The 17,928-nt window shown below is 42.6% G+C and carries 17 protein-coding genes; 14 read left to right on the top strand and 3 right to left on the bottom strand.

What is annotated here, in order from left to right:
• Positions 1–119: 119 nt before the first annotated feature.
• Positions 120–1,037, bottom strand: coding sequence for a bestrophin family protein (locus tag MNO13_RS13430; RefSeq protein WP_241940067.1), 918 nt, complete (start codon positions 1,035–1,037; stop codon positions 120–122).
• A 241-nt stretch (positions 1,038–1,278) separates the two neighbouring features.
• On the opposite strand from MNO13_RS13430, the gene MNO13_RS13425 reads away from it, so the two are divergent.
• On the top strand, positions 1,279–2,391 hold the full coding sequence (locus tag MNO13_RS13425; protein ID WP_241938876.1) for a cobalamin-independent methionine synthase II family protein: 1,113 nt from the start codon (positions 1,279–1,281) through the stop codon (positions 2,389–2,391).
• A 69-nt stretch (positions 2,392–2,460) separates the two neighbouring features.
• On the opposite strand, the gene MNO13_RS13420 is transcribed toward MNO13_RS13425, so the two are convergent.
• On the bottom strand, positions 2,461–3,999 hold the full coding sequence (locus tag MNO13_RS13420; protein ID WP_121813378.1) for a methyl-accepting chemotaxis protein: 1,539 nt from the start codon (positions 3,997–3,999) through the stop codon (positions 2,461–2,463).
• A 187-nt stretch (positions 4,000–4,186) separates the two neighbouring features.
• Here MNO13_RS13420 and MNO13_RS13415 point away from each other — a divergent pair, with 187 nt between their 5' ends.
• From MNO13_RS13415 to MNO13_RS13360, 12 genes are all read left to right on the top strand, one after another.
• Positions 4,187–5,473 carry an esterase-like activity of phytase family protein gene (locus MNO13_RS13415; RefSeq protein WP_237932656.1) on the top strand — a complete coding sequence of 429 codons (1,287 nt, stop codon included), beginning with the start codon at positions 4,187–4,189 and terminating at the stop codon, positions 5,471–5,473.
• A gap of 621 nt (positions 5,474–6,094) precedes the next feature.
• A complete protein-coding gene (gene yiaK, locus MNO13_RS13410) occupies positions 6,095–7,096 on the top strand; it encodes a 3-dehydro-L-gulonate 2-dehydrogenase (RefSeq protein ID WP_064547051.1) in 1,002 nt (333 codons plus the stop codon).
• A 24-nt stretch (positions 7,097–7,120) separates the two neighbouring features.
• Complete coding sequence (locus MNO13_RS13405; protein ID WP_064547049.1) at positions 7,121–7,612, top strand: TRAP transporter small permease; 492 nt, start codon at positions 7,121–7,123, stop codon at positions 7,610–7,612.
• Positions 7,609–8,889: a TRAP transporter large permease subunit gene (locus MNO13_RS13400; RefSeq protein WP_064547047.1), complete on the top strand. Its 1,281-nt coding sequence runs from the start codon at positions 7,609–7,611 to the stop codon at positions 8,887–8,889. Before MNO13_RS13405 ends, MNO13_RS13400 begins: the two co-directional genes overlap by 4 nt.
• An 18-nt stretch (positions 8,890–8,907) precedes the next feature.
• A complete protein-coding gene (locus MNO13_RS13395) occupies positions 8,908–9,882 on the top strand; it encodes a TRAP transporter substrate-binding protein (RefSeq protein ID WP_241938875.1) in 975 nt (324 codons plus the stop codon).
• A gap of 88 nt (positions 9,883–9,970) precedes the next feature.
• Positions 9,971–10,663: an L-ribulose-5-phosphate 4-epimerase gene (locus MNO13_RS13390; protein WP_133521388.1), complete on the top strand. Its 693-nt coding sequence runs from the start codon at positions 9,971–9,973 to the stop codon at positions 10,661–10,663.
• 207 nt (positions 10,664–10,870) lie between these two features.
• Positions 10,871–11,362 (top strand): NanQ anomerase/TabA/YiaL family protein, encoded by a 492-nt coding sequence (locus tag MNO13_RS13385; RefSeq protein ID WP_232885952.1) that lies wholly within the window; start codon positions 10,871–10,873, stop codon positions 11,360–11,362.
• Positions 11,359–12,843, top strand: coding sequence for an FGGY-family carbohydrate kinase (locus tag MNO13_RS13380; RefSeq protein ID WP_241938874.1), 1,485 nt, complete (start codon positions 11,359–11,361; stop codon positions 12,841–12,843). The genes MNO13_RS13385 and MNO13_RS13380 overlap by 4 nt, the downstream gene beginning before the upstream one ends.
• A 2-nt stretch (positions 12,844–12,845) precedes the next feature.
• Positions 12,846–13,490 carry a 3-keto-L-gulonate-6-phosphate decarboxylase UlaD gene (locus tag MNO13_RS13375; protein ID WP_241938873.1) on the top strand — a complete coding sequence of 215 codons (645 nt, stop codon included), beginning with the start codon at positions 12,846–12,848 and terminating at the stop codon, positions 13,488–13,490.
• Between the two features lie 6 nt (positions 13,491–13,496).
• Positions 13,497–14,273 carry an IclR family transcriptional regulator gene (locus MNO13_RS13370; RefSeq protein WP_064547035.1) on the top strand — a complete coding sequence of 259 codons (777 nt, stop codon included), beginning with the start codon at positions 13,497–13,499 and terminating at the stop codon, positions 14,271–14,273.
• Complete coding sequence (locus tag MNO13_RS13365) at positions 14,254–15,135, top strand: L-ribulose-5-phosphate 3-epimerase (protein ID WP_064547033.1); 882 nt, start codon at positions 14,254–14,256, stop codon at positions 15,133–15,135. Before MNO13_RS13370 ends, MNO13_RS13365 begins: the two co-directional genes overlap by 20 nt.
• Positions 15,136–15,201: 66 nt before the next feature.
• On the top strand, positions 15,202–15,525 hold the full coding sequence (locus MNO13_RS13360) for a hypothetical protein (RefSeq protein WP_241938872.1): 324 nt from the start codon (positions 15,202–15,204) through the stop codon (positions 15,523–15,525).
• Between the two features lie 198 nt (positions 15,526–15,723).
• On the opposite strand, the gene MNO13_RS13355 is transcribed toward MNO13_RS13360, so the two are convergent.
• Positions 15,724–16,677, bottom strand: a complete 954-nt coding sequence (locus tag MNO13_RS13355) for a hypothetical protein (protein ID WP_121813380.1) — start codon at positions 16,675–16,677, stop codon at positions 15,724–15,726.
• A gap of 437 nt (positions 16,678–17,114) precedes the next feature.
• Here MNO13_RS13355 and MNO13_RS13350 point away from each other — a divergent pair, with 437 nt between their 5' ends.
• Positions 17,115–17,873, top strand: a complete 759-nt coding sequence (locus tag MNO13_RS13350; protein WP_064547028.1) for a hypothetical protein — start codon at positions 17,115–17,117, stop codon at positions 17,871–17,873.
• Positions 17,874–17,928 lie beyond the last annotated feature (55 nt).

Here is a 17,928-nt window from a genome sequence, read left to right as displayed (position 1 = left end):
AATAATTCGAGTTGAGGAAAGGCGGCAAGAGAGCGAATCCCGATGAGCTTAGTCAACTAAGTGAATTGGGTGAGCGAACATAGCCAACGCATCATCAACTCGAAGTATGACGGGTATTGTTAGCTCAGCCGATAATGGCGATTTGGGCGCAACTTCTCGGGCAGATGCTCATTCTCATCCATATCGTGTAAATCCCGCTCAATGGTGTTGCAGATGGCATCCAGCGGCAGGTCATTGTCTTCGGTGCCAAACGGCTCCTCCAGTTCTTCTGCCAGTGTGTCGAGCGAAATAAAGGTGTAGGAAATAAACACCGACAAAAATGGTGTCATGTAGTGCAGGTCGGTGACCAGTGCAAACGGCAGCATGATACAAAACAGATACACAGTGCGATGCAGAATCAGCGTGTAGGCGAACGGGATTGGCGTACCGGCGATGCGTTCACAACCTCCGGCTACCGCCGAAAGATCGTTAAGATGATGATTCAAAGCGCTCCACACCACGTCGGAAATTAAGCCTTGTTTGCGCTTATCGGCTAACCAGTCTCCCATCAACAGCAATACGCGATTACAAGGTGCGTGGCTTTGTATCACCCATTGTAAGTCATCATTGGTGAGGAATTTTTTCAGTGTTTCTTCAGACGGGCGTTTACGCAATGTCAGCCGCAGAGCATGGCTAAACGCAATCTGCAAATTCACAAACTCCGTGACCTGGTTTTCATGGTTGCCCAGCAGGCTTTTGATCTCGCGTAATAATGAGCGCTGAGTAATCGCCAGTTGCCCCCACAGCGTACGGGCTTCGTTAAAGCGGGCGTAACAGACGCTATTTCTGAAACCCAAAAATATCGCTATCGCCACGCCGAGAATACTGAAGGGCGCGATGGTGAGTTTTATGCCGAGCGTTTCATACCACGGTAGAAAGAAAATCACGCTGATCGACAACGCGACATTCAGCAGCAGGCGCGAATAGATTTTTTGTAGAACCGAGCCATGCCAGACAAATAAGCGGAATAACCAGTGTTGCTGCGGACGAACAATCATAATCAGGAGGCTCAAAAACAGGACATCATATTTAACGGCAAACTGTGACGCAGATCAACTTGCACTTCACACTGGGTTAACAACATGAATTATTTTCAATAACCATGAAAGATCTTCGTTTGTCCTCAAGTCGCGCATCTGCCATTCTCCGTTACATAATATGGCCGTCCAGATGGCTAAATATTCAAACCATGAATTATCACCTCGCTAAATTAGTTAGCCAGGTCAGCGGAGAAATCACATGCCACACTCTTTGCCACATCGCGCGCCATTCCGTGCCGACATTGTCGGTAGCTTCTTACGCCCAGCCACCATCAAAAACGCCCGTCAGGCATTTGCTGCCGGTGAGATTGACGCCACTCAGTTGCGCAAAGTGGAAGATGACGCCATCCGCGCATCAGTTGAGCAGCAATGCGCTTGTGGCCTGCATGTGGTGACGGATGGCGAGTTCCGCCGCGCCTGGTGGCATTTTGACTTTTTTGACGGTCTGCAAGGTGTGGAGCGTTATGAATCTGAGCAAGGCATTCAGTTCAACGGCGTGCAAACCAAAGCGCACAGCGTGCGCGTCATCGGTAAACTGGGGTTTGGTTCGCATCCGATGCTGGAAGATTTCCGCTATCTGAAAAGCATCAGCGGTAACGCAGTGCCGAAAATGACCATTCCAAGCCCGAGTGTGCTGCACTTCCGTGGTGGCCGCAATGCCATCGACAGTACGGTATATCCTGATTTAAAAGAGTATTTTGACGATCTCGCCACCACATGGCGTGATGCAATTCAGGCGTTTTACGCCGCAGGCTGCCGCTATCTACAACTTGATGACACCGTGTGGGCCTATTTATGTTCCGACGCCCAGCGTGCAGAAATCCGCGCTCGCGGTGATGATCCAGACCAACTCGCACAGATTTATGCGCAAGTGCTGAATAAAGCGCTGGAAGGCAAACCGGACGATTTGACCATCGGCCTGCACGTTTGTCGCGGTAATTTCCGTTCAACGTGGATTTCCGAAGGGGGTTACGAGCCAGTTGCGCAAGTGCTGTTTGGCAGCGTGAACGTCGATGCGTTCTTCCTTGAATACGACAATGATCGTTCGGGCGACTTTGCACCGCTGCGCTTTGTGCGTCCGGGTCATCAGCAGGTGGTTTTAGGTTTGATCACCACCAAGAATGGTGAGCTGGAAAACCCACAATTGATTGAAGACAGAATCAAAGAAGCGGCGAAATATGTCGATATCAACCAAATTTGCCTGAGCCCCCAGTGTGGATTTGCCTCCACCGAAGAGGGCAATAGCCTGACGCCTGAGCAGCAGTGGATTAAAGTTCGTCTGGTGACGGAGCTTGCCCAAAAGGTGTGGTAAACGGTTTTGTCGGATTCGGTGTTGTAGGGTGGATACGCGCTTGCGCGTCATCCACCACTTTCACAATACTTACGCCAGCTTAAACACCGCTACTGTTTCATTTAGCGCCTGTGACTGCTCTTTTAGTGACATCGCCGCAGCGGAAGCTTGTTCCACCAACGCGGCGTTCTGCTGTGTTACCACATCCATTTGCACCACGGCCTGGTTAATTTGCTCAATGCCACGGCTCTGTTCTCCGGTAGACACCGCAATCTCTTCCATCAAACTGGTCACTTGCTTAATCGCGTTAGAAATACGCTGCATGCTTTCGCCTGCACGGTTCACCAGGTTGCTGCCAATATTCACTTGCTCGCCAGACAACTCAATTAACTCTTTGATCTCTTTGGCGGCCACGGACGAACGCTGCGCCAGGTTGCGTACTTCAGATGCGACCACGGCAAATCCACGCCCTTGTTCGCCAGCCCGCGCGGCTTCTACCGCTGCATTCAGCGCCAGGATATTGGTCTGGAAAGCGATGTCTTCAATGATGCTAATGATATTATCGATTTTGCTGGAGCTGGACTCAATATTACGCATTGAATCAATCACATCACTGACGATTTCGTTGCCGTCATTAGCCGCAACCAACATGCCGCTTGCCAGTTTATTGGCCTGATGTGAATGGTCAGAGGTCAGTTTCACCGTAACGGTAAGCTGCTCCATACTGGCCGCCGTTTCACCCAGTGATGCCGCCTGTTCTTCGGTTCTGGCAGACAAGTCGGTATTGCCTGCGGCTATCTCTTCAGAGGCGTAAGCCACGGTCTGGCTCGACTCACGTACCTGGCCGATAATACTCGCCAGCGAAACACGCATTTGCTCCAGTTCGCGCATCATCGCGCCAATTTCATCTTTGGCGGTGGCGACAATCGGCGTATGCAGCATGCCGTTAGCAATTTCCGTACAGTGTGATTTCGCCTTATCCAGCTCGTTCAATACCCGTTTTTTCAACAGCCAGAATACTGCGCCAAGAATTACGGCGAACAGCAGGGCAAAAACAGCGATGCTCATCAGGCTCTGATTGAAACTGGCCTGCGCATCCTGGTTCAATTGCTGGGCGTGCTGTTGACGAAATGCCAGCAGTTTATCCAGCGTCACCTCAAATTGCCTGTCGAGTTGTGGCAGTGTAGACGTCACCAGAGCGCGAGCTCGCGCGGCATCGTTGGCTTTCACGGCATCAAGCAACGGTTGCAAACCTTGCTCGCGATAGTTAACAAATGCACTCTGATAAGCATCGCTCAGCACTTGTTCACCTGGTTGTTTCGGTGCATCAAGATATGCCTGAAACGCAGAGTTGGCCTTCACCAACACCCCCTGCGCCCCGGTGAGTGCGGTATTCCCTTGCTCACTCAACCCTTGCTCATGTTCTTCTAACGCTTCCATAGCGCGAACACGCATCGTGCGGCTGTGGTTAATAGGGTCAATGACCGATAACACCACGCGGATCTCGCGGTTGACGTTATCCAGAGATTGATTGCTACGAGTTAATGACCAGATGTTGGATGCAGTGCTAACCAGAAAAATAATCAGTAATGTACTGAAAACTAAAATCGAAAAACGCCTGACGGACATGCGATACCCTTATGTTGAAAAAATAATCTGACTCGTTTCAGCCAGTACAACAAGGTTATCGGCAAGAAGGGCGGGATATTTAGCCACGGAAATAATCACGCCAGAGAATAGTCATATTTGTGTCATGTGGCTGCTTTATATCTTGTAAAACCAAAATGGGTGACCAAAAACAAGAGAAGCGAACAGCATGAAATTAAAACCTTTTGCGTTATTACTGACCTCTTTATTCCCTCTGGCAAGTCAGGCGGCAGATCCGCAAGTTGAACGTTACATTGTCACATTTCCGCAAGGTGACCATGTTGAATATCAGGGCGCCTATGCTGCTAATTTCCCTGATGGATTGCCGGTTGGGGTGGGATCGGGTTTGCAGTTTATGGGTAAAGAGGGTGACAAGTTGTTTTTTGCCACCGTTACCGATCGCGGCCCCAATGCTGATTCACCAAAAGTCGGCGACAAAGAATCAAAGATTTTTGCCAATCCTAAATACACTCCGCTGCTGATGACCATCCGCGTGGCTGATGGCAAAGCGCTGGCGACTGATGCCCATGCATTGCACGACGAAAACGGCCCAATCAGCGGTTTGCCACTGCCGGAAGGGTTGATTGGTGCGACCAATGAAATCGCGCTCAGCGATACTTTACAGCCATTGTCGAGCGACAAACGCGGGCTGGATACCGAAGGCATTACGCCAGATGGCAAAGGCGGTTACTGGCTGTGCGATGAATACGGCCCGTTCATTATCAACATCGACGGCAAAGGAAAAATCCTCAAAAAATACGGCCCGCAGGCAGAACAAGGCGAGCAGGGTGTTGCGGGTGGATTACCGAATATCCTGAAATGGCGCCAGGCTAACCGTGGTTTTGAAGGTATTACGCGGATGCCTGATGGGCGGATTATTGCGGCGGTGCAAAGCACGCTGGATATCGACGGTAAAAGTAAAAACAGTGCGCAGTTTACTCGACTGGTGAGCTTCAACCCGGAAACGGGGCAAACCGTGATGTATGGCTACCCAATTGATGTCGATGTTTATAAGAAAGCCAAAGACGCCAAAATTGGCGACATTGTGGCGCTGGACGATAACCGCCTGCTGGTAATCGAACAGGGAGGCGATAAAAACAAAGTAATGCGCAATCTGGTTTATGTCGTCGATCTCAGCCAGGCTAGCGACTTGAGCACCTTCGATAAAGAAAAAGCGCCTGAATTTGATGATGCGGCACAACTGACAGCGCGTGGCATCAAACTGGCAGAGAAAAAGCAGGTGGTCGATTTGCGCAAACTCGGCTGGCAGCAAGAGAAAGCTGAAGGTATGACGCTGATCGATAACCAAACCATCGCGGTGATTAATGACAACGATTTCGGTCTGCAATCGGTCGTGGACAAGTCCGATGCCACAAAAGTCTCCATAAAACCGCTGGATAAACCCGAATCGCAAAACGAGCTGTGGGTGATTAAGTTGCCGGAAGCCTTGAAGTAATTATTCGAAATGTGTCGGGTGACGCTAACGCTAACCCGACCTACAAAAACCGCTGTTGCTGTGGATTTGTAGGGGAGATTAGTGCACGTGACATCCACCAATTTTGCAGTAAACCCAGAAAGTTGGACACACTAATAAGCAAAGTGTCCCTTTTGCTAGCACACCTCAAAAATACTGTTCTTGCGTTCATCCTCAATATGTCTGAGCCGAGCATCATGGCAGAGTAAGTCAAATGCCTGATACAGGTGTACCCGGCTGCCATCTTTTTCTTTACGGGTTTGGCGAATGACTTGTTGTGCAGTACTTCAGGTACAGTCCGAACTGATAAATCCAGTGTAGTGCAATGCAAAATCCCGCGATGAAATTCCATTTGTTACCAACTTGTTTCTTAATTTTCATTATCACGTCTCTGTTTTGTGATTTTCTTGTAATCGATATGTGTTTTTAGTGAGCTTATTACAAGCAAAATTTCAACACTTCTTTAACAAGTTACTGGTGATACTCATCACAAAAGATGTTTTTTTGTGCATGTTGTCATGAAACCCAAATGGAAATAATGACAAAGAAAACGGAATTATAGATAGTCCTGATTCCGCATTATGGAATTTACAGGATAATAAAATGGCATTAGTGACAACTAAGAAACTGCAGGAAGAATATGAGCGCGTTTTGCTGGCCAGGGATATGAAGCCTGAAATGGCGACAAAACTTGCTGCTGGTTTTGTCGAAATGGCAAATGAAGGGACTTATTCACACGGTATAAATCGCTTCCCTGTGTTTATTGATCAAGTAGATAAGGGACAAATACAGTTAAACAACACCCCTGAATGTGTAAACAGCATGGGCGCACTTGAGCAATGGGATTGTAAATTTGGTCCTGGTGTATTGAATGGTTTGATTTGTTCCGAGCGTGCAATGGAACTGGCTCGCGAGTTTGGTATTGGCATGGTCGGAATGCGCAACTCTAATCATTGGATGCGCGGTGGAACGTATGTTTTAAAAATGGCCCGTGAGGGTTTTGCTGGTATTGCCTCAACAAACTCTATTGCAGTGATGCCTGCATGGGGCGGAAAAGACCACCGAGTAGGATCAAACCCTCTAATTATGGCAATTGCTGGTGATCCACCAGTTTTAGTTGACTGCTCAATGAGTCAGTATTCCTACGGGCAACTTCAAAATTATGTCCTTGAAGATAAAAAGTTACCTGTTGTTGGTGGTTTTGATGATAACGGCGAACTGACTTCAGACCCTCATGTTTTATGGAAGAATAAGCGATTACTGCCAATGGGATTCTGGAAAGGATCTTCTATGGCAATAGTGCTGGATATGATGCTGACAGCCATTTCTGGCGGTAATTCTGTGCCTGCATTGACCGAAGATATGGGCGGGGAATTTGGTGTATCTCAATTTTTAATTGCAATTGACCTCTCCAGAACTATTGAAAAAGACCAATTTACAAATGAAATGAAGCGCATTCGTGATTATGTATTAGCTTCTGAACCAGCGGAAACCGGGTCAGTTATGATTGCTGGTTCGGAAATTGAAAAATTTATTGATAAACACGAAAAAGCCGGTGGGATCGAAATTCATGATGAAATTTGGGAACAAATTAAATCATTGTAAAAATATCGAAACCAGGAGGGCGCTATGCGAAAAGTATTTAAGTGGGTCTGGGACTGCATCGATATATTTATGGCTGCCATTTTAGCTTGCATGATCGTACTTGTTTTTACCAATGTAGCTTTGCGTTATGGATTTTCTTCAGGTTTACGTCCATCAGTAGAATTATCTCGCTTAGGTCTTGTATGGGTTGTAATGCTCGGTGCTGCCGTTGTATTACGTCGAGGCGAGCATCTTGCTGTTGCTGAATTTACAGAAAAATTAATGCCTAAATGCGTACCAATATTAAGACGCATTTGTTCAGTGGTGATTTTAGTATCAGTGGGAATGTTATTAATCGGTTCACATCAACAGATGATGTCAACCTGGCAAGATGTATCACAACTGACTGGATTACCAACGGCACTATTCGCATTAGCAGGTGTAGTATCCGGCGCATTAATGACAATCATTGCACTTGTCCGAATTATTAGCCCTGATTGGTTATTGGATTTAGATGAGATGGAGAGTAAACAATGACTTTGGCGATATTTTTATCAGTACTAATTATATCAATACTGCTCGGTTTGCCAGTTGCATTTGCACTGTTATTATCATCCATCGCATTGATGTTCCATATGGATATGTTTAGTGCAGATATTCTAGCTCAAGGGTTGCTGAATGGGGTCGATAGTTTCACTTTACTAGCTATTCCATTTTTCTTAGTGGCAGGGGAGGTCATGTCAACGGGTGGTTTGTCTACACGAATAGTTCGTTTGGCAACTACGTATGTTGGGCATAGAAAAGGTGGTCTTGGTTATGTCGCAATATTGACCTCTGTGTTACTGGCTGGCTTATCTGGGTCCGCGGTGGCGGATGCCGCAGCATTGGTAAGTATCCTTTACCCAATGATGAAGGCTGGAAAATATCCTGAAGGCTCGTCAATGGGATTGCTGGCATCTGGCGGTATTATCGCCCCAGTTATTCCACCATCGATACCATTAATCCTCGTTGGTGTTGCCGGTGGCATCTCTATTAAAAACTTATTCTTGGGCGGTATTATTCCTGGTTTGCTAATGGGGTTAACCCTGATGCTTGTTTGGGGACACATAGCAAAAAAAGAAAAATTAGATGTTGTAGAACGCGCAAGTAAAGAAGAAAAAAGAGCAGCATTGAAGGATGGTATTTGGGCATTATTCCTACCAATCATTATTATTGTTGGTATTCGCTTTGGTATCTTTACACCAACCGAGGCCGCTGTTGTTGCAGCTGCATATGCAGTATTCGTATCGACAGTTATTTATCGCGAATTGACATTTAAAAAATTCTTCCACATTTTATTGGCGGCTGGCAGGTCTACAGCTATGGTGATGTTCCTGGTCGGCTGTGCGATGGTTGCGGCATGGTTGATAACAGTTGCTCAGTTGCCACAACAATTAGCCGAAATGTTAGGACCGTTGGTGGATAGTCCAAGATTATTAATGGCCGTCATTATGTTGCTAGTACTTTGTGTCGGCATGGTAATGGATCTAAGTCCAACAATTTTGATACTGGTCCCATTATTAATGCCAATCGTAAAATTGGCTGGAATTGACCCAACTTACTTTGGTTTAATGTTTGTTATTAATTGTTCGATTGGCCTACTTACACCACCAGTTGGCACGGTATTAAATGTAGTATGTGGTGTTGCTAAAGTTCAAATGTCTACAGCGGTTAAAGGGGTTATACCATTTATTGCTGCATACTTGATGCTTTTAACGATGTTCGTTCTGTTTCCGGAAATCATTACAGTACCAATGCAACTTGTAATTGGTTAATTACACTAAGGAGAGAGTATGAAAAATTTATATAAAATAGTTGGAATCGTATCAACTCTGGCATTTTGTTCATCAGCCATTGCCCAAACCACATTAAAATTAGCTCATGCAGCGCCTGAATCAGACCTTCAGCAAAATATGTCATTATTCTTTAAAAAAGAAGTAGAATTACGGACTAATGGGGAGATTAAAGTCAATGTCTTCCCTCAAGGCCAGTTAGGTAATGATAAGCAAATGATTGATGGAACACGTTCTGGCATTGTAGATATTTCCATGGTTGGGCTGAATAACTACTCAGGCATAATTCCAGAAGCGGCTGCCTTCGAATTACCATTTATCTTCCCAACCCGAGTGGAAGCATATAAAGCACTTGATGGAAAACCAGGGAGTGAAATATTTTCAAAAATGGAAGCGCTGAACCTGAAAGGGTTGGGGTATCCAGAAAATGGTTATCGTAATATAACTAACAATCGTGGACCAATTAAAGAGCCAACAGATCTCTCTGGTTTGCGGATGCGTGTGAATGATTCTAAAGCACTTAATGATATGTTTAACGAGCTTAAAGCCAATCCACAGCAACTTCCTGTAGCTGAATTGTATAGCGCATTGGAAACCGGTGTTGTAGATGCGCAAGATCATCCTCTAGGTGTGACCCTTTCATTTAAATTTTATGAGGTTCAAAAATACCTAAGCCTGACACAGCATGCATATTCACCTTTAGTTGTAACAATGAACTATAAAAAATTTAATACGCTGAGTCCAAAAGATCAAAAAATCATTACTGATGTTGCTAAAGAGGCCGTAGATTTGCAGCGTAAGTTGAGTATTGAAAAAGAAAATACAATGATCAGCGAGCTTAAATCAAACGGAATGAAAGTGAATAGAGACGTTGATGGTGCTGCATTCCAGGTCGCCGCAAAACCAGCATGGAACTCTTACATCAAAACAAATGGTGATGCCATGATTAAGGAAATTCAAGCCGCAGTTCAATAATCTGCAACGGCATTAAATAAATAGTCTTCCTGTTGGTGCATAGTTAGACTATTTATTTTCTTTAATTTAACTAAACGGATGGTGTTAAATGTTTAATGATCTAAAAGAACGTGTGTTAAGAGCCAATCTCCAGTTGCCGAAATATGGACTGGTAACTTTCACGTGGGGAAATGTTTCTGAAATTGATAGAGATAGAGGTGTTATTGCTATAAAACCATCTGGTGTTGAATATGATGTTATGAATGTCAATGACATTGTTATTGTTGATTTAGATGGCAATCGTATTGAAGGGGATCTAAATCCCTCAAGTGATACGGCTACACATCTGGAGTTATATAAAGCATTCAAGGGTATTGGTGGTATTGTTCATACTCACTCACGTAATGCAACTGTGTGGGCACAAGCGGGATTAGATATCCCTGCGTTAGGAACTACACATGCAGATTATTTTTATGGTGATGTACCCTGCACCAGACAGTTGTCGAATGATGAAATCAATATTGAGTATGAAAAAAATACAGGGTTAGTCATTGTTGAAACATTTAGCAAAAATAATTTAGATCCTCATGCTATGCCTGGTGTCATTATCGCTGGCCATGCTCCATTTTCTTGGGGGAAAGATGCCTTTGATGCTGTGCATAATGCAGTTGTTTTGGAGGAAGTCGCGGCAATGGCCATTTCTACCAGGGTGATTAATGAAAGCATAATGATCAATCCTGCTTTATTAGATAAGCATTACAATCGTAAGCATGGTAAAAACTCATATTATGGTCAAAAATAGTCATCAGTTAGGATGTTAATTTGTTGATATTTAATCTCTATGGAGCAGTGCTAAATGCTGAGCATGACATTAAATGATTTTGGGTTTGTTATACGAACTAATCATGCTGAACAAGTAAGGTTCTTGATTGCGTAGTAGGGTTTTTATCAAAATAATGTTCAAATTTTGTCATTAATTCTTCATCTTATTTGTAAAAGGGATAATTATATGTTGGTTGGAAATGTTAAAAAAAATTCAATATCGGAAAGTTATCCTTTTGTGGTGAACGATGTATTGTCAAAATTAAATGAAATTGATTTAAGTTCGTTGCCTCTTGGTAGGCATGAACTTGATGGATATGACTCAAAGAAACTCTGGTTTGTGATTTTGGAGTACCATACGAGTCCACTTTCTGATTTTCACCCGGAAGTTCATAAGTATCACTCAGACTTACAAATTTTGTTGTCAGGCACCGAGTTAATGGCTTGGTCAATAGACACAGGAAATCATCCACACTTCGGTGATTATAATGATACAAGAGATATTTTATTCTATGAGTCTGATTGTGTTAATTTAAACATTATGAATGCAATGCCTGGTGAGTTTTATTTATTTACACCAAATGTAGTTCATATAACAAATGTAATAAATAAAGAACCTGAATTTGTTAGAAAGTTAGTGGTGAAGATACATAATGATTTATTAGCGGGGGTGCTATGAATTATTACATTGGCTTGGACTCCGGTGGGACTTTTATGAAAGCGGCCCTGTTTGATGCGCATGGCAATCAGCATGGGTTAGTAAGAAAATCAGCGAGTGTTATTAATGAAAAGCAAGGGTGGGTCGAACGTGATCTGAATGCATTATGGAATGATGCAGTCATTGCAATTAAAGAATTATTAACCGTAACGGCAATAGACCCAAAAAAAATTAAAGGATTGGGCATTTCGGCACAAGGTAAAGGTGTTTACTTACTTGATAAAAGAGGGCATGGTTTAGAACGAGGAATTATGTCTTCAGACTCACGCTCATTACCAATAGTGAAAAAGTGGGTGAGTGAAGGGTTGCCAAATATTGTTTATCAAAAAACATTACAGACATTATGGACTGGACATCCTGTATCGATTGTTCGCTGGCTTAAAGATAATCAGCCCGATACTTACTGCAATATTGGTTCAATCTTGATGGCTCATGACTATCTTCGTTATCGTTTTACAGATGTCATTGCCGCTGAAATTACTAATATGTCTGAAAGTAATTTTTTTAATGCCCGTACAGGAAAGTATGATTTAGATTTATTACATTTATTTGGCATTGAAGAAGTATGGAGTGCATTACCACCAATAATTAATTCTAATGATATCGGTGGTTATATTACTGAAGAGGTTGCAAAAGAAACAGGGTTGTCTGCTGGAACGCCTGTTTTCGGTGGCCTATTTGATGTAGTCTCAACGGCATTATGCTCAGGTATTAACTCTGGTGAAAATTCACTTAATTATGTAATGGGGACATGGGCAGTAACCTCCGGGATTACAAAATCAATTACTCAAGAAAAATATAATTTCGTTTATGGTCGTCATGCAATCACTGATGAATATGTTATACATGAAGCGAGCCCTACCTCGGCAGGGAATTATGAGTGGTTTTCAAACTATCTTGGGGAAAATGGTAGCTTTAATCATAAAGGTAATGAGGCCTTGGTTTCAGATCTAGAGGTTGCATCTAGCAGTGTATTTTTTGTTCCATTTTTGTATGGTTCTAATCAGGGACTAGGTCTCAAATCTGGTTTCTATGGTTTACAAGCGCACCACACCAAAGGACATATAATCCAGGCAATATGGGAAGGTATTTTATTTTGTCATAATGTTCATTTAGAACGAATGCGTATTAGATTTCCAGAGGCTAAAGTTCTGAAAGTAACAGGAGGCCCTGTTTCTTGTAGAACATGGATGCAAATGCTAGCAGATTTGAGCGGTATGACGGTTGAAGTCTTAAATATAGATGAAACCGGTGCGTTAGGTGCGGCTATTGTTGCTATGGTTGGCGCCGATGAATATCCAACTGTCAGTGATTGCGTTAAAAATATTCAAACACAAACAGTGCAATTTAAGCCAGATTCTGATAATTTTATCAAATTCCAGAATAAATATAATAAATATCAGAAGCTTGTACAACTTTTCAAAGAATTCGAGGAATCATGAAGATGACCAGGCCCTTACTGCAAATGGCTCTTGATGCCACAACGATTGAATCTGCATTAAAATCTGTTGAATTGGTATCAAGAGATTTAGATGTTATTGAAGTTGGTACCATTTTAGCCTTTTCGTATGGTATTGATTGTGTTGCTATTTTGCGTGAAAAGTATCCAAACCATATCATTGTTTGTGATATGAAAATTACTGATGCCAGCGCCATTTTAACGCGTTTAGCCATGCAGGCAGGGGCAAACTGGGTTACTGTCAGTGCTGCTGCACATATAGAAACTATTCGCGCAGCTAAAAAGATAACTGATGAGTTTAAAGGCGAAGTTCAAATAGAGCTTTATGGTAACTGGACCTATGATAATGCAAGAGATTGGGTAGCAATGGGAGTAAGACAAGCTATTTACCATAGATCTCGTGATGCTGAATTAGCTGGAGTAAACTGGACAGAAGATGATCTGGTAAAACTTAAAAAACTATCTGAATTAGGATTAGAGCTTTCCATCACGGGTGGCATTGTTCCGGAAGATATTCATTTATTCAAGGGCATCAATGTTAAAGCATTTATTGCCGGCAGAGCTTTAGCTGATTCAGATGGTCCAGATATCGCTCAACATTTTCATAGTGAAATTAAAAAACATTGGTAGACATTTATGAGTGAGCAAATTAAATCACTATCTAAAGCCTTAACTATCCTTGAGTATTTGGGGCAGTATCCTAACGGTGTTTCTTTACAGGATATATCTGAGGGGACTGGCTTTAATAAGTCATCTATTCATAGAGTTCTTTCTACCTTTGAGTCATCTGGCTATGTTGCCCAGATGTTTTCAGGAAAAGAATATCGTTTGACGATGAAGTTGATGCAATTAGGCCATGCAGCATTGAATTCAGACGTTACTGGGGTTGTTAAACCCTACCTATCCGAATTACTTTCTGAATTAAATGAAACCGTTAATTTTTTATCCTTTGATGCAGATAATATAATTTTCCAGGATAAACTTGAACCTCGAGATGCTTCATTTAGAACCCGTACTTATGTTGGATTGCATTCACCTATGTATTGTTCTGCAGCAGGTAAGTGCTATTTAGCATTTAGTACTGATGCTGTGAAAGAGTCATATTGGCAACGAAACTCCAGTGTCATGCAGAAATTAACAGAAAACACTATTTTAGACAAAGAACCTTTTTTTGATACTCTTGGGCAGATTAAAGTCCGAGGTTATGCAATTGATGATGAAGAAAATGAGGCTGGAATATCCTGTATAGCCGTTCCCATCCTTGACAAAAATGGTACACCTGTTTATGCGGTGAGCGTGTCTACATTGACACCTAAAATGCGGCAGATTGGTTATTCGGTGATCGCTGATAAAGTAAAAGTATTTACTGATAGAATTCAACAGCACTTAAATTATGGAGGATCAAGTGATTAACTTTACTGAAAAATACAGGCTAGGGATTTATGAGAAAGCAATGCCAGCAACATTAAGTTGGGAAGATAGATTACTCTACTCCAAAGATGCTGGCTTTGATTTCGTTGAAATTTCAGTTGATGAGACAGATGAGCGAAGAGCCCGACTGGACTGGTCTGATGAAGAGATATATGAGTTACGTAATTTATGCATAAAGCATGGCATGCCATTGCAGTCCATGTGTTTAAGCGCGCATAGAAAGTTTCCCTTTGGCTCTATGGACGAAACTATTCGCCTGGAAGCGCTTTCTATTATGGAAAAGGCGATCACATTAGCCTATAAACTTGGTATTCGTTGCATTCAGATGGCAGGTTACGATGTTTATTATGAACCTCAATCTGAGAGTACACACCTGCGCTTTATTGATGGTATGAAACAAGCTGCGAAAATGGCAGAAAAAGCGGGTGTAATGCTTGGCGTGGAAATTATGGATACGCCATATTTAAACTCGTTAAGTAAATTTGAAGTTCTGAAACGTGAAATCCCATCCCCTTACTTCATGGCCTATCCTGATGTGGGGAATATAACTGGCTGGAATTATGATGTGTGTACTGAGTTAATGTTGTCAAAAGACCATATTATTCAAGTCCACTTAAAAGATACTCGTCGTGTTTCTAGTACGTCTAAAGGCCAGTTCCGCGACTTAGTGATTGGTGAAGGTGAGGTTGATTTTTTCTCAATTTTTAAAACTCTAGCCGCTATGGATTATTGCTCACCTTTTGTTATTGAAATGTGGGCTCAAGATGACAAATGGTTTGAAAACATTAAAGAAGCCAAGAAGACATTGCAAGAAACAGCCAATAAAGCAGGCTTTTATCTTTAATTTATTCAAACAATAAACCATTCGGATTTTTTCACTGATAAATTATTAACTCAGTAGGATAAATATATGACTATTATAAGAACTGCTTTTTTTGAAGCTGATTTAAACAATGAAGAAAAAATAGACTTTTACAATTATATGGAAAAAGAAGTTGCACCAATTATTCGTACTTTCCCTGGTAATAAAGGTGTTGTATTGAGTAAGCCAGAATTTATAGAGTCTGAGCGACATCAGAGTGTTATTTTGATGATGCAGCACAGTTATGAAAATAAAAATGCGATGGAACAAGCGTTAAACTCACAGCAACGCATCGCGAGTATGAATGCAACTAAGATTATTGTTGAAAAATATAACTTGCGTGTGCATCACATGAACTTTATGGTTGAGTAATTCCGGCTTGTATACAAATGTCGTGTACTGGTATGTATAAGATAAGCTGCAACCGTTGATGTATCCCAGTTTGCTTCGATGACATCTGAGATATATCAACGTTTTTTAAATAGTAGTTGAGCTAACCGTTATTTCTGCAATCTGATGTTGTGCACATGATTGGGTGGCAACTCCCAGGCTTTGCAAAATCAACCCGCCTTAAAAACTCATCGCCAATCCTAAACCGTAACCATTGGTGTTATTACCAAACATATAACGCGCCACCAGTCTTGTGCGGGTGATGAAAACATCATAATCACTGCTATCTAGCTCGAACCCTAACCCCATCGATGTCAGACTATTAAAACCGAGTTGCCCACGTTGCTCCCCCAAATACTCGGTATGTGCCCCTTCCAGAACATAACGTAGCGGCTTATTGAGCAACGTCCAGTCCGAGACAGGAGCACGACGACGCAGATAAACGCCCAGATTTTGCGTGTTGGCCTCGCCTCTGACGGCTTCGGATGTGCTGCCAAAACTGCGCAGAGTCATGTCGGAATAACGCAACTCGATATCGATATCCTGAGGTTTTGAGAACAATTCATAATCGAGCATCAGCGAACCGCCCAAACCATAGGCATTGAGCCGCCCACCATTCAGAAAATCAAAATCTTTATTAGTACGTCGTTTGAAAACATAAGTGCCAATGCGTAGGTCACTGGCCATGGTGCCGAGCATGAAATTGAAGATTGGGCGCAATACCAGGTTGCCACCCCATCTATCGGTATAGACGTGAAAATCCCAGCCAACGCCACCCGTGGCGGTTAGACTGTTCCATTTGGTCGGGATTTTGCGGCTTTGGGTCCCGTCGGAAAGGACAAATTGCGGGTCATAACGGCTGTAACCCATCGTCCCTTCAAGATAGAGAGGAACTTCCTTGCTGATGGTTGCGCCACCGCCGAACTGGGTAATGGATAGCTCTTGCGTCCCGCTGGTACCGTTATCGATATTCAGATCGCTGGCGGTGATATCCGGCCAGACGGTGTAACTCATTAGCGCGAGTACCGCATCAGCATGCTTTTTAGGGCGGCTCGCATCAACGGCATAACTCACCGGGCTGGCTAACGACAGCGCAGCAATAATGGGCAAAGCATAAGAGTATGGCACCGTCATGTTGCTCCCAGTCTCCCCATTGAACGAACATGAGTTCTATGAATGTATTTGCAAGAATACCTTTGTTTTCAGTATAGAAGCGATCAAAATTTTCACGGGGAGATTTGATCTACCTGGTCGGTACTGAATTAATTGGGAATATTACTTGTTAATGGGATGTGACCACAGAATGATTACACTCAAGATATAATTAATAATATTTTTTGTCAGCGGCGAAATTATTGATTTTGATCTGTTATCTTTTTTTTGTTACAAAAATATCAGCGAAAAGATTTAGAAATATCGCTGGTGTCAACTGAAAGTATTATATATGCAGCAAGCCAGCGGAATCATAATTCAATTTCACCAACAATCTTGTTATTGTTAATGACGAAATTAATAGTTTCGATTTTAAAAAATAACATTCCTGATGTTTAATAGTTATTGGAGATGTCATTATGGCTGCAATTACTAAAGCATTGCTTGGTCAAGATCTATCCCCGGAGTTAAGGGATGAGTGCTCAGCTCATCTTGATACTCTCATGGCTCTGGGTCAGTCAAAGACTCAATATTACGCAGAAAAAATAAACACAGATTTATTAGGGGCAGGGCTTGGTACCAATAGAACGTTTCCCATAAGTTCAATACAATCTTTTATTTATCAAACAAAAGCTTTTACGTCAGATAATGCAAAAAATATTACTGACGTTGTGAATAATTCGGTATCAGATTTCGTTGCAGGCGACAATAAATCTGCTGTTGCAACAATAGTTAGTGGGTTTGTCAATATTCTTTTTGGTTCAACTGAGGGTTCTGAAAGCGAAGTACTCAGGTATTGCGCTATTCTTGAAGGTGCATCAATGGTTCGCCTCGATTTTGCTGGGTGGTCACGCACGGTGACATCCACATCATTGAAATCAAAATGCGATAAGGTCAGCTCATTTGTGCTCTACCGTTCAATTGTCGACATGAGCAAAGTCACACTGAATGATTTTATCCAGGTATATCAAGTGACGGTTAAAGCAGAAAATAAAGACATTGATACTGCTGGCATGCTTAAAAAATGCCAGGATCTCTATTATGTATTCAATCCAAAATCAAAACCTCTTAATCACGTATCTGATTTTGCATTAGATCTTGATTCACACGAGCAATTTGAACCATCAGTTGGTCATAAGTCACTAGATGTTTTCAGCAATAAAATAACTTCATTGTAGAAAATACATTTAATTAGCTGAGCATAAGAATCTCCCTCACAGGCAATCTGAGTCT

Source organism: Buttiauxella ferragutiae (genome assembly GCF_022637515.1).
Taxonomy (GTDB): Bacteria; Pseudomonadota; Gammaproteobacteria; order Enterobacterales; family Enterobacteriaceae; genus Buttiauxella; species Buttiauxella ferragutiae.
Note: the sequence above shows the minus strand (reverse complement) of the source record. Positions and strands in the feature narration are given on the sequence as shown.